Here is a 12,016-nt window from a genome sequence, read left to right as displayed (position 1 = left end):
CCCTGCACCGGCGCGGCTCACGCCCTTGCTCGCTCCGGCAGCGGCCCTCCTCGACCCCTTTGCACCAGTCCGCCCCCTCAACACGGCCCCCATTCCGCCTATGCGCTGGACGCAGATTCACAGCAACGTGGGCCAGTGGCTGAGCGGGAAGACCCTCGACCGCATCCTCATGAGCTACGACCGGCCCGCCAGCACGGGGGGACTTCCGGGGGTACATCGACGACATCGTCATCACCAACGGCGCCCTGCCATAGGTCCCCGTTCGCGACGCGTTCCCTCTATGCTCGTTCCGTAACGTGTATGCACCGGGACGGCCAGGGAGGGCTCGCGGACGCGTGGAGGGCTTCCGCCCGGCCGCTGGCCCCGGCCGTCCTCCGCCGGAAAGTCGGGCCCGGCGGAGTGTCATGGCCCAGGCTCAGGTCTCTCGTGCGCTCAAGCACCCTCGTAGGGTGGAGCAGTGATGCCCGCGCGGCTCGCCTCGCGCATCGGGCTGCTGCTGGGGCCCGTGCTGTTCCTGGCGGGGCTGGCCGCGACGGGCTTCGCCGCGGTACAGCTGGACAGCCCTCCACGTAAAAAGGATGCCCATGACTGAAGCAGCCCTCTCCTCTGCCCTTCAACTTGTCAGCCTGTGGATCTATCCCATCAAATCCTGTGCGGGGATTCAGGTCTCGGCTGCTCAGGTCACCCCTCAGTCCGGTCTGGCTGGAGACCGGGAGTGGGTCATCATCAACCGTGAAAACCAGCAGGTCTGGATGGGTGAAATCCACCAGATGGCACGGGTTCAACCCAGGTTTGAAGGTGAAACCATGGTGCTTCAGGCCCCGGGGTTCAGAGATCTGAAGGTCCCTCGTCATCTGCCAGAGAGTCCCTGTCAGGTGAAGATCTGGAATGATGACGACAAGGTCAATGAAACATTCTCCGGTCAGGATGCTGGAGATGAAGCCAGCGAATGGCTGGCAGCTGTGCTGGGTCGGCCCCTGCGTCTGGCTCGCCTCGGACAGAATGGCCTGACCCGCAAAGCCCTGATGCCCCTGCATGTCCTTTCCATGGCTTCACTCAGGCAACTCAACCAGCGGCTCGCAGATCGGGGGCATGCTCCGGTGGAATATGAGCGTTTCCGTCCCAATCTGGTGGTGGATCATGCGGATCTTGCACCTTTCGCTGAAGAGGGCTTTTCCAGCTTGCAGTGGAGTGAGGGGGCTCCAGAGATCCAGTTCTCAGGCCACTGTATTCGCTGCATCATGCCCAATGTCAGTCCGAAAGATGCCACGGCAGGCCGTGAACCGCTGGTTGCGGTGGCTGCTCTCAGCAGGGAGAGACAACAGAAAAACCCCATCTTCGGGGTTTATGGTCGAGCTCTGTTCGAAGGAGTACTGACTGTGGGTTTGCGCGGTAGGGCGCGGTAAAGCTGGCCCTGCGCAGCATCACGCACAACCTCGGGGTGAACCGTCCTCCCATCCTCTCCCATACGTGTAAAACAGGAAAAGCTTTGACTCCTTGGACAGACGGGAGCAGCATCCGCGCACCCTTTCTCCAAAAAACAAGGAGCGCCCGGTGCCCTCAACCCGGTCATCTTGCCGTGTCATCTCCAGACGTGGTCTCCGCGTCGCGACGGCCGCCCTCCTCGCCGCCGCGACCTCCTCGGTCCCCGCGGGCACGGCCTGGGCGATCAACGCGCCCACCGTCTACGCGCGCAACGCGACCGGCGGCACGTCCTTCCTCAACCACACCGCGCTGCTCGGCGGCATCAACGACAAACCGTGGTTCGAGGCCAACATCCCGTTCCTCGAGGTGCCGGACGCCCAGATCCAGGGCGTCTACTATTACCGCTGGCAGACCTACAAGGAGCACCTGGTCTACACCGGCGCGGAGTACGGCTATCTCTCGAACGAGTTCCTCCAGCCGGTCTTCTACGGAGCCCCCTACGGCGGCATCGTCGCGGCGGCCGGCCACCACATCAACGAGGGTCGCTGGCTGCGCGACCACCAGTACGTGAAGGACGTCATCAACTACTGGCTGGCCGGGCCGGGGCAGTTCCCCAAGCCGATGACCGAGGAGGTGAACCCCAACACGTCGGACTGGGCGCACGAGTACAGCTTCTGGGCGGCCAGCTCGGTGTGGCAGCATTACCTCGCCACCGGCGATCGGGCGTTCGTGGTCGCCCAACTGCCGAACCTGATCAAGCAGTACCGCGGCTGGGACAACCAATTCAATTCCTCGCTCGGCCTCTACTGGCAGGTGCCCGTGTGGGACGCGACCGAGCTCACCCCCGCGTCTTACGAATCGCCAGACCCCTATCACGGCGGTGCCGGCTACCGGCCGACCATCAACGCCTACCAGTACGGGGACGCGCGGGCGATCGCCAACATCGCCAACCTCGTCGGCGACACCGCGACCGCGACGGAATACAACAACCGGGCAAACGCACTGCAAAGCGCGATGCAGGCGCGCCTGTGGGACCCGAATCGCAGCTTCTTCTTCCACATGCACCGCGACAACAACCCGGGCTACGCCCTGCTCGGGACCCGCGAGGAGCACGGCTTCGTCCCATGGATGTTCAACATGCCGCAGGCCTCGAACTCCGTCGCGTTCGCCCAGCTGCTCGACCCGCAGGGCTTCGCCGCCACGTACGGGCCGACCACGGTCGAGCGGCGCAGCAGGTGGTTCAACTATGATGCCTACAAGGGCTGCTGCCACTGGACCGGTCCGTCCTGGCCCTATGAGACGTCGCAGACCCTGACCGGTCTGGCCAACCTGCTCAACGACTACCCCGCCCAGTCGACGATCACCGCGGCGAACTACGTCAGTCTGCTGCACGGCTACGCGGCGACGCAGTACAAGAACGGCGTCCCCTATGTCGCGGAGGCGCACGACGCCGACGCCAACTCGTGGATATATGACGGCGGCAATCACAGCGAGGACTACAACCACTCGACCTACAACGACAACGTCATCTCGGGACTGATCGGTCTGCGCGGCCAGCCCGGCGACACGTTGACGATCAGGCCCCTCGCGCCGGCGTCGTGGGACTACTTCGCGCTGGAGAACACCCCGTACCACGGGCACAACGTCACCGTCCTGTGGGACCGGCTCGGCTCGCGGTACGGACAGGGCGTGGGATTGCACATCTACGTCGATGGGGTGCGAGTCGCCAGCCAGCCCGGCCTCGGCGCCATCACGGTCAACGTGGGCGCGCCGATCGTCCAGTCGAACAACGGCGGCAAGATCAACATCGCCGCCAACGGCCAGCGCATCGCGTACAAGGCTCAGCCGTTCGCGTCGTACACATTCGGCGGCGGCAGTGACAGCGTCTGGAAGGCGATCGACGGCATCGTCTACCGCAACGGCATTCCGCAGAACAGCCGCTGGACGACGTACGCGACGGCCAACGCGAGCGATTCCTTCGGCGTGAACTTCCAGCGCAACATCACGACATCCGACGTGAGGCTGTACTTCTACGACGACGGCGGCGGGGTGCGGACGCCCACGAGCTACGACCTGCAATACTGGACCGGGAGTGCATGGGCGAGCGTGCCCAACCAGCTCCGCTCCCCAGCGACGCCGACGGCGGCGACGGTCAACCAGATCACCTTCCCACCCCTGACCACGAGCCAGCTGCGGGTGGTCGCCCCCAACGCCGGAGGCGGGACGGGCTGGGGACTCAGCGAGCTCGAGGTCTGGTCGGCACCGATCTTCGTCATCCAGAACGTCAACAGCGACAAGCTGCTGGCCGTTGCCGGGGCCTCGCAGGCCAACAGCGCGAATGTGCAGCAGTACCATGACAACGGGACGTGGGACCACTTGTGGGAGTGGGTCGACGCGGGCGGCGGCTGGTACAAGGTCGTCAACCTGAACAGTGGTCTCGTCCTCGCCGTCCAGGGCGCGTCGACGGCCTTGAGCGCGCAGATCCAGCAGTACCAGGACAATGGGACGCGCGATCAGCTCTGGCGGTTCATCGACGCCGGCGGCGGACAGTTCAAGATCCTGAACCGCAACAGCGGGCTCGTCCTCGGAGTCGATGGAGCTTCCAAGTCAGACAGCGCCAACGTGGTGCAGTACAGCGACAACGGGACCAGCGATCACCTCTGGCGGATGAAGCCGGCCGAGCAACCCCGGCTGTTCAACGACGACTTCGAGGGCAACAACGCCAACCAGTGGACGCCGCAGATCGGCACCTGGTCGGTCTGCCACCCGGTCTCCTACGAGTACTGCGCGACCGGCACCGGCGGCGAGAACCTGGCCCTGGCAGGTAATCCCGGCTGGCGGACGTACACCCTGGACGCCTCGGTGCTCGCCAACAGCGCGCCGCTCAACTCCGGCATCGCCCTGGTCGCCAGGGCGCAGGATGCGACGCACTACTACCAGGCGGAGCTCAAGCGCACCAACGTCGGCTACGAGTGGACGGTGTCGAAGAACAACGGGGGGACGTGGACCACGCTGGCCAATGGCCTCTACAACTGGCCCTCCGGTGCTGGGAAGTACATGAACATCCGGTTCTCGGTGCAGGGCGACGCGCTGACGATGGGCGTCTACCAGCCGGGCGGCACGTGGCAGACGCTGGGCACCGGTCGTGACTCGCAGTACGTCTCTGGCCGAATGGGCCTGCGGACGTGGGGTGCACTCACCGGAAGCTTCGACATCGTGCACGTATACGGCGGGTAGCCTCTCGGTGGGCGTCAGCGCCCCCGCACCAGGCCCAGCCGCTCGCGGGCTTCCTGAAGCACGCGCTGCAGCTCGTACTCGGCGTCCTCCAGCGCGGCGCCGCGCAGCGTGGCCGCCGTGTGCCGCAGCTCATCGGCCGCCCATTGCACCGTGTGCTCTCCCCCAGGCCGGGCCGCGGCCGCGAGGATGTGGGGATCGGCTTGGAGCACGTACAGGTACCGCTCCAACAGCGCCTCATGGACGGTGGGGTGCTGCGCGGGCACCGCCACGGACGCACTGTTCTCTCTGGCACTCATCACCGCTCCTCCTTTGACCGCCCGGCGGAGTGTGCACTGGAGCGGCCCTCGGTTCTCCAGAGGGTGTTTCGGAAACCCGAAGAGTGTTAAATGCATGGTTTTTGCTCAAAGGACTTTCCTATGTCACGCTCCGCACGATTCGTCATCGCACTGGTGGTGGGTCTCGCCTTGTTGACGGGCGTGGCCCTCTTCGCGGTGACCAGCACCACCCGGGCCTGGTTCGAGAAGGACATCCAACTGAGGGCGGAGCTGGCGGTGAGTGGCGCCCGCGACTCACTGCTCGAGCGCATCGCGCTGGGGGATGGGGAGGGCCTCGCGCGGCTGCTGGGAGAGCTGACGCGGGACGAGCGCATCATGGCCGCCGCCGTCTGTGACGCGAGCCCGCACCGCCTGGCCAGCACGCCCGAGTACCCGGAAGCGCTCGGCTGTGGCCGCCGGAGCACCCAGGCGGAGCCGGAGCGTGCGGCCTCCAAGGACTCCGGGACATCCTTCTCCGTGCGCACCCGGCTCGAGGGCGGCGAGGTGCAGGCCAACGTGGTACCGCTGCTGGAGGGCTCGCGCGTCCGGGGCTTCGTCATCCTGGTGCACGACCTGAGCTGGGTGCAGCGGCGCGAGGGGACGACGCAGTCCTTCCTGCTCGTGGCCTTCGCCATCCTGGCCATCGCGGCGCCGGTGGTGACGCTCATCGCCGCGCGCATGTCCTGGCGCGGATGGAGCGAGCAGCTCCGACGGCTGCTGCAGGGGGTGGGTCCGGAGGACTCCGCGCGGGAGTTCCAGCCCATCCTCCGGGACGTGCGCGAGCTGGTGGAGCGGCTGCACCAGGAGAGGGAGCAGGAGGGCGAGGGCGGCACCTGGACGGCCAACCGGCTCAAGAGCACGCTGTCGCGCCACCTCAGTGGCGAGCGCGTCATCATCGTGGCCAACCGCGAGCCCTACATCCACCAGCGCGCCGCGGATGGCGGCATCCAGGTGTCCCATCCGGCCAGCGGCCTCGTCACCGCGCTCGAGCCGGTGATGCGTGCGTGCTCCGGCGTGTGGGTGGCGCACGGCAGCGGCAGCGCGGACCGCGAGACGGCCGATGCGCACGGACGCATCCGGGTGCCTCCGGGCGAGCAGTCCTACACCCTGCGGCGCGTGTGGCTGTCGAAGGAGGAGGAGCAGGGCTATTACTACGGCTTCGCCAACGAGGGCCTCTGGCCGCTGTGCCACATCGCCGACACGCGCCCCCTCTTCCGCGCCGAGGACTGGCGGCACTACCGTGAGGTCAACCGCCGCTTCGCCGACGCCGTCTGCGAGGAGGTGGAGGGGGAGGACCCCGTCATCCTCGTGCAGGACTACCACTTCGCGCTCGCGCCCCGGATGATTCGCGAGCGGCTGCCCCGGGCCACCATCATCACCTTCTGGCACATCCCCTGGCCCAACTCGGAGCGCTTCGGCATCTGCCCGTGGCGCGTGGAGCTGCTGGAGGGAATGCTCGGCGCGAGCATCCTGGGCTTCCACACCCAGGCGCACTGCAACAACTTCCTGGACGCGGTGGACCGCTTCATGGAGGCGCGGCTGGATCGGGAGCAGAACGCCGTGGTGCACCGCAAGCGGCAGAGCCTCGTGCGCCCCTACCCCATCTCCATCGAGTGGCCGAGCCAATGGGCCCAGGCGACGCCTCCCACGCGCGAGTGCCGCGCCTCGGTGCTGGCCGAGCTCGGACTGCCTCCCGACACCCTGCTCGGCGTGGGCGTGGACCGGCTGGACTACACCAAGGGCATCGAAGAGCGGCTGCAGGCGGTGGAACGCACGCTGGAGCGCGCCCCGCACCTGCGCGGCCGGCTCACCTTCGTGCAGCTCGCCGCGCCCAGCCGCACGGTCATCGAGCGCTACCGGCAGCTCAACGCCAGCGTGGAGGTGCTCGCCGAGCGCATCAACCAGCGCTTCGGCACTGGCAACTACCGCCCCATCATCCTGCTGCGCGCCCACCACGAGCCGCTCTCGGTGTTCCGCTACTACCGCGCGGCGGACTTCTGCTACGTGTCCTCGCTGCACGACGGAATGAACCTGGTGGCCAAGGAGTTCATCGCCGCGCGCGAGGACGAGCAGGGCGTGCTCGTGCTCAGCCACTTCACCGGGGCGGCGCGCGAGCTCACCGAGGCGCTCATCGTCAACCCGTATGACCTGGAGGAAGCGAGCGCCGCCATCCTCGCCGCGGTGGAGATGCCCCGGGAGGAGCAGGCCGCCCGGATGCGCTCGCTACGCGCCTTCGTGGCGGAGTTCAACGTGTACCGCTGGGCGGGGCGGATGCTGGTGGACGCGGCCCGGCTGCGCCAGCGGGACAGGCTCAACGTCCGGCTGCCCGGGCGGGGACTGAACCTCCTCCCCGGAGGCCAGCGCGTGGGGTGAACTCGTCGCGGAGCACGAGCGTGGAGCTCCGCAAGCCCGGATGTCCCACCGAGCACCGCTGTCCTTCAAGGTGCCGGCGATCCGCACCGCGGGCGCGGAGGCGTGTTCAAGCAGATGCGCCAGCGCCTCGCGCGGGGCACGTTCTCGCCGGAACTCGTCGCGAAGCTCGAAGGCCTCGCGAAGTAGGCGAGCGCCCATCATCACCAGGCAGGCGTGTGCCCCAAGGGTGTGAGTAGGCCCCCACCTGACACACCGGGTACCTCCTGGAAGTCGGGCTCGGTCCATGCGAACAAGAGCACCTGGCCACCAGCAGCATGCGGAGAGGCCTGTGAGGAGCACGCATGGACGAAGAGAAGAAGTCCGAAGCGAATCGGGAGGAAACAGAGCGGTTGGGGCCGTACCTGCTCCAGGAGCAGGTGCAGCAATCTCATGACAGTCAGGTGGAGCTCTACCTGGCCACGCACGAGACGAGCGGGGCCACGGCCCTGGTGCGCAAGCACTCCGCCGAGGAGAGAGCGGCACCGCGGAAAGACTGGCGGGTGCTCCTCGGCTCCTGGGCCTCACGGGGCTACTCGGCCATGGAAGTGGAGCACACCGCCTGGGCCAGGGCCCAGGACAGGCAGTCGGCGGAGTCGCTGCTGTTCACGTTGGAGGGTGTGCTCGAGGAAGTGCGGCGCATGGCTCGCGCCGTCGCCGACACCCACGAGCCCCGCCTCCGATGGAGCCCAAAATTGGGCATGGTGAGCGCCGCCATGGTGTGCGCCCTGCTCTTCGCGCTGGTGCGTCTGGCCTCGGTGTCCCAACCCCCGAGCACCCCGCCAGTGCCCATGAGCCACGAGGCGCCCGCGGCAGCCGAAGTGCCGTCTCCCTCCATCGACAGGGGGCTCGTGGACACCACGACACCCCAAGGACAAACCGTGCTCGCCCGGCCTCTGCCGAAAGAGCCCTACAAAGGGCAGAAGCGCCCTCCCTGCACCCGCTACACCGAGGTGGAGCTCGTCGGCGCGTGCTGGATACCTCACAAGCTGAAGGCCCCGTGCCCGGATTCCCTCCACGAGTACCAGGGGGAGTGCTACCTACCCGCCTACAGCGCGAAGCCACCGCCTCAGTCGCTCGGGCAGTGAGTGGAGTGGGCGCTCGCCAGCCTCCTCAAGGCCGCGTATCGGACTGCCCCAGGATGCGTTTCTTGGGGGCGGGCGGCTCGACGAACTTGAGCTCGACGCATGCAGTGGCTGTTGAGCTGGTAGGCGTGGAGCGTGCGAGGGGGGGCGTGGACGAAGGGGTCACGAGCCTGCCGGCCGGACGAAACCCACGTTGCGGTCGAGCTCGCGCAGGCCGAGCGAGACGTACAGCTCGACCGAGCCGGCGTTGTCCGGTAGCGCGTAGATGACCACCGAGCGCGCCCCGGCCGCCTGCAGGCGCCGCAGGGCCTCCTGCGAGGCGGCGCGCGCGAGCCCTTGGCGGCGATGAGCGGGCGCCGTGCCAACGGGTTCGAGCTCGCCCACCAGGTTGTCCGGATCGAGCCAGCCCAGGGCCATCGCCGCGAAATCACCATCGGGCGCGGTCACGACCACATCCAGCTCGGGGCGGTAGTGGCGCGCGCTGCGCATCAGGTGTGCATAGACCTCGGTGGTCACCCGCTCCGAGCCGAATGAGGCCCGGTGCACGGCGGCACGCTTCGCGGCCTCGGCGAGTCCGGTAACGGCTCGTACGTGGTACCCCGCGGGCAGCGACGGCGCGTCGAGCGGCGCATCGAGTGTGCGGAACAGGTGCAGGTAGGACGTGGAGATGGGGCGCAGCCCGGTGGCACGGAGCGCACGGGAGAGCGGCTTGTTGCTCGCGAGCGCCCAGGCGTGGAGCTGACGACCGGGCTGCTCCGAGCCGCCGATCGCATGCAGCCGTGCCTCGCCCCATTGCACCATGTCAGCGACCACGGTGGCGCAGTGCTCGCGTGGATGCACGAGGAGGTCGAGGTCGCCATTGAGCAAGAACCACGCGAAGCCCAGCAGGGTTCCGCCGGCCTCCCAGAGGCGGATGTTCTCACCCGGGTCAACCGTCGCCCGCCGGTACATCCTCCAGTCGAGGTCCCCCACGGTGCACTCGACATGCGGGCCGTATTGGCTCCACGCATCGCGCACGAGGGCCTGCATGCGAATCAGGTCCGCCTCACCGGCGTAACCACGAGACGTCAGGGCGGAAGCAGTCATTCTCCCGATCCTAACAAGACTGAATCCAGCGGAAGCGAGCTTCTGCTCCGGTCCTTTGGCGTCGTTGCACTCCGCTCCCAAGCATTTCTCGGCGCGCTTTCCTCTCTTCTCCTTCCCACCGCGTGTCGTGCCGGGTCGTGCGGCTCAAGTTCTTTGACACCCTCTCGGGCTCCGGCGGAGCAGTCGCTCACCGCGGACCGCCCAGGGTCCGGACGAAGAACAGGTTGATGTCGTCGAGATAGTAGCGAGCCGCGGGGGGCTCGGGGCTGTGCGGCTGTCCCGGCATGATGAGCAGCTCGAAGTGCTTGCCCGCGCGGATCAGGGCGTCGGCCATGCGCATGGTCGTGGAGAGCGTCGCGTTCACGTCGCTGGAGCCGTGCATCATCTTGAGGGCTCCTTTGAGGTTTCCAGCCAGGGCGAGGTTGGACCCGGCCTGATAGCCGGCGGGGTTGTCGCTCGGGAGGCCGAGGTAGGGCTCGTTGATGATCGCCTCCTCTTCGAGCGCGCCTGGGGCTCCCGCGTAGCCCGCCTTGAAGATCTCCGGCGCCGTCAGCATGCCGCGCAGGGCGAAGTAGCCGCCCCACGAGTGGCCGACGATCCCGACACGCTCCATGTCCATCCAGGGACGGGTGGCGGCGGTCTGTCTCAGACCCGCGACATAGTCGGGAATCTCGGTCTGGCCGATCCGGCCGTAGTTCACGTCCTGAAAGGCCTTGCTCCGACCCGGCGTGCCACGCGGATCGATCATCATGACGACGAAGCCCATCTGTGCCATGGCATTGGCATTGAGCGACATGGCATTGCCGATGAAGTTCCAGGGCACGGCCGTGGTGAAGGGGCCCGCATAGATATAGGCGATGACCGGATGGCGTCTGGCGGGGTCGAAGTCGCGCGGCTTGTAGAGCACCCCGTGTAGAGGCGTGACGCCATCGTCGGCCAGGACGGTGAGCGCCTCCGGTGGCTTGTAGCCCAGCTCCGTGAGGGCACTCGCATCCGCCGTCGTGAGGCGAAAGCGTGTCGCGCCGTCCGTGGACGCCACATCCCGCAGCCTCGGCTGCACCCGAGAAGACCAGGCGTCGACGTAATACCCGCCCGACGGGGAGAGGGTAATCCTGTGCATGCCAGAGCCTGACGACAGCCGCTTCAGCGCGCCTCCCTTCAGGCTTCCCCGGTAGAAGAGGTGTTCGTAGGGCGCGGCGCTGTCGGCGGAGGCGAGCAGGAAGACCGCATCACCCTTGGGAGCGACGCCAACCACCTGATGGACCGGGAAGGGGCCTCGGGTGATCTGACGCACGAGCCTGCCGGCATGGTCGTACAGATAGACGTGGCGCCATCCGTCACGCTCGGACATCCAGAGAAAGCCACTGTTGTCCGGCAGCGGAGTGACTTGTCGGGCCCAGCCTTCCACGGCGAAGTCCAGCCCCGCCACGAAGCTCTCGGGTCGCTCCTCGCGCAGCACCCGCCGGAGCTTGCCGGAGCTCGGCTCCACGGCCGAGAGGTCCAGCCGCTTGCCCTCACGGGAGAGGTGAAGGAGCAGCGCCTCGCGACCATCGGGACGCCAGCCCGCGAACCAGTCGTAGGTCTCACCTTCGGTCGTTGGGACGCGTGTCACGCGGCCGGTCGCCGGCTCGACCACGTAGAGCTCCGAGCGCGCCAGGGGTGTCCCGCTCTTGACGTAGGGGACCAGGGTCACGCGCTCGAGCGCGCTCGTGTAGTCGACCACCGGGACCTTGTGGACGCCGCGCAGGTCGTTGCGAATGGCCATCAGGAAGCGGCTGTCAGGAGACCAGGCCTTGTCGGGAATCTGCCAGGCGTAGTTTTCCTCGCCGCTGCGCTCGACCCGCGTGCGTCCGTCGCTGCCCAGTACCGCGAAGCCGCCTTCATGCTGCACGACGACGGCTCGGCCATCGGGGGAGAAGAGGTTGCTCCGCGAGAGCGCCAGGACCGCCCTGTCAGTCGGGGAGAGCGCCGTGATGCGTCCATCGGACAGGCTCAGGCCGAAGGGCTGTCCCTCGAATCGGAAGACGATCCCCTGCTGATCCGGTGCGATGGCGAAGTCCATCGTCTGCGGCAGTTGAACGGTCTTGCCTACCCGCTGAGAGAGCTGGGTCCGCAGCTCAGCGCTGGGGAGCAGTGGCTTCATCGCTCCCGTCCGCGCGTTGGCCAGCACCCAGGTTCCGCTGTCCGTCCCCACTGCCGACCAGAAGATCAGCCGCTCCCCCTCGCGGAGCCATTGCGGCGGTACGAGGCTGTCGCGAATGAGCTCGACGAGCCGGTTGTACCGGGCCGAGAGCTCCAGCCGCGCCTGCAGCTGCGCATCGGGCTGGGCCGAGGGAGCTGGCGCGCCGGCCTCCTCTGCCCAGGCGGGGGCGCCTGCGAGGAGCGTGCTCAGGATACCGAGGAGGAGGAAGAGCGAGCGTCGCATGAGCCGAGGGTAGGAGGCTGGATCATGCGTTACCA

Annotated in this window: 8 protein-coding genes; 5 read left to right on the top strand and 3 right to left on the bottom strand. The window is 67.4% G+C overall.

Annotated features, from left to right (window positions below):
* Positions 1-460 precede the first annotated feature (460 nt).
* The 3 genes from JRI60_RS54460 (at position 461) to JRI60_RS11085 (ending at position 4,662) form a co-directional block, all read left to right on the top strand.
* Complete coding sequence (locus JRI60_RS54460; protein WP_275439189.1) at positions 461-592, top strand: hypothetical protein; 132 nt, start codon at positions 461-463, stop codon at positions 590-592.
* A complete protein-coding gene (locus JRI60_RS11090) occupies positions 585-1,406 on the top strand; it encodes an MOSC domain-containing protein (RefSeq protein WP_204225815.1) in 822 nt (273 codons plus the stop codon). Before JRI60_RS54460 ends, JRI60_RS11090 begins: the two co-directional genes overlap by 8 nt.
* Positions 1,407-1,554: 148 nt before the next feature.
* Positions 1,555-4,662, top strand: coding sequence for an MGH1-like glycoside hydrolase domain-containing protein (locus JRI60_RS11085; RefSeq protein WP_204225814.1), 3,108 nt, complete (start codon positions 1,555-1,557; stop codon positions 4,660-4,662).
* A 14-nt stretch (positions 4,663-4,676) separates the two neighbouring features.
* Here the strand turns inward: JRI60_RS11085 and JRI60_RS11080 are convergent, their stop codons facing one another.
* Positions 4,677-4,958 carry a hypothetical protein gene (locus tag JRI60_RS11080; protein WP_204225813.1) on the bottom strand — a complete coding sequence of 94 codons (282 nt, stop codon included), beginning with the start codon at positions 4,956-4,958 and terminating at the stop codon, positions 4,677-4,679.
* Between the two features lie 120 nt (positions 4,959-5,078).
* Here JRI60_RS11080 and JRI60_RS11075 point away from each other — a divergent pair, with 120 nt between their 5' ends.
* Positions 5,079-7,349 carry an alpha,alpha-trehalose-phosphate synthase (UDP-forming) gene (locus JRI60_RS11075; RefSeq protein WP_204225812.1) on the top strand — a complete coding sequence of 757 codons (2,271 nt, stop codon included), beginning with the start codon at positions 5,079-5,081 and terminating at the stop codon, positions 7,347-7,349.
* A 341-nt stretch (positions 7,350-7,690) separates the two neighbouring features.
* A complete protein-coding gene (locus tag JRI60_RS11070) occupies positions 7,691-8,473 on the top strand; it encodes a hypothetical protein (protein WP_204225811.1) in 783 nt (260 codons plus the stop codon).
* A gap of 159 nt (positions 8,474-8,632) precedes the next feature.
* On the opposite strand, the gene JRI60_RS11065 is transcribed toward JRI60_RS11070, so the two are convergent.
* Complete coding sequence (locus JRI60_RS11065) at positions 8,633-9,556, bottom strand: GNAT family N-acetyltransferase (protein ID WP_204225810.1); 924 nt, start codon at positions 9,554-9,556, stop codon at positions 8,633-8,635.
* Between the two features lie 187 nt (positions 9,557-9,743).
* Positions 9,744-11,981, bottom strand: coding sequence for a S9 family peptidase (locus JRI60_RS11060; RefSeq protein ID WP_204225809.1), 2,238 nt, complete (start codon positions 11,979-11,981; stop codon positions 9,744-9,746).
* Positions 11,982-12,016: the final 35 nt, after the last annotated feature.

It is taken from the genome of Archangium violaceum (genome assembly GCF_016887565.1).
Classification (GTDB): domain Bacteria; phylum Myxococcota; class Myxococcia; order Myxococcales; family Myxococcaceae; genus Archangium; species Archangium violaceum_B.
This window is presented reverse-complemented; position numbering and strand designations above follow the sequence as displayed.

Excerpts from the sequence above, each read along its gene's own strand:
- JRI60_RS11060 (WP_204225809.1), bottom strand. The coding sequence starts at position 11,981 with ATGCGACGCTCGCTCTTCCTCCTCCTCGGTATCCTGAGCACGCTCCTC.
- JRI60_RS11080 (WP_204225813.1), bottom strand. The coding sequence starts at position 4,958 with ATGAGTGCCAGAGAGAACAGTGCGTCCGTGGCGGTGCCCGCGCAGCAC.
- JRI60_RS11070 (WP_204225811.1), top strand. The coding sequence starts at position 7,691 with ATGGACGAAGAGAAGAAGTCCGAAGCGAATCGGGAGGAAACAGAGCGG.
- JRI60_RS11075 (WP_204225812.1), top strand. The coding sequence starts at position 5,079 with ATGTCACGCTCCGCACGATTCGTCATCGCACTGGTGGTGGGTCTCGCC.
- JRI60_RS11090 (WP_204225815.1), top strand. The coding sequence starts at position 585 with ATGACTGAAGCAGCCCTCTCCTCTGCCCTTCAACTTGTCAGCCTGTGG.
- JRI60_RS54460 (WP_275439189.1), top strand. The coding sequence starts at position 461 with ATGCCCGCGCGGCTCGCCTCGCGCATCGGGCTGCTGCTGGGGCCCGTG.
- JRI60_RS11065 (WP_204225810.1), bottom strand. The coding sequence starts at position 9,556 with ATGACTGCTTCCGCCCTGACGTCTCGTGGTTACGCCGGTGAGGCGGAC.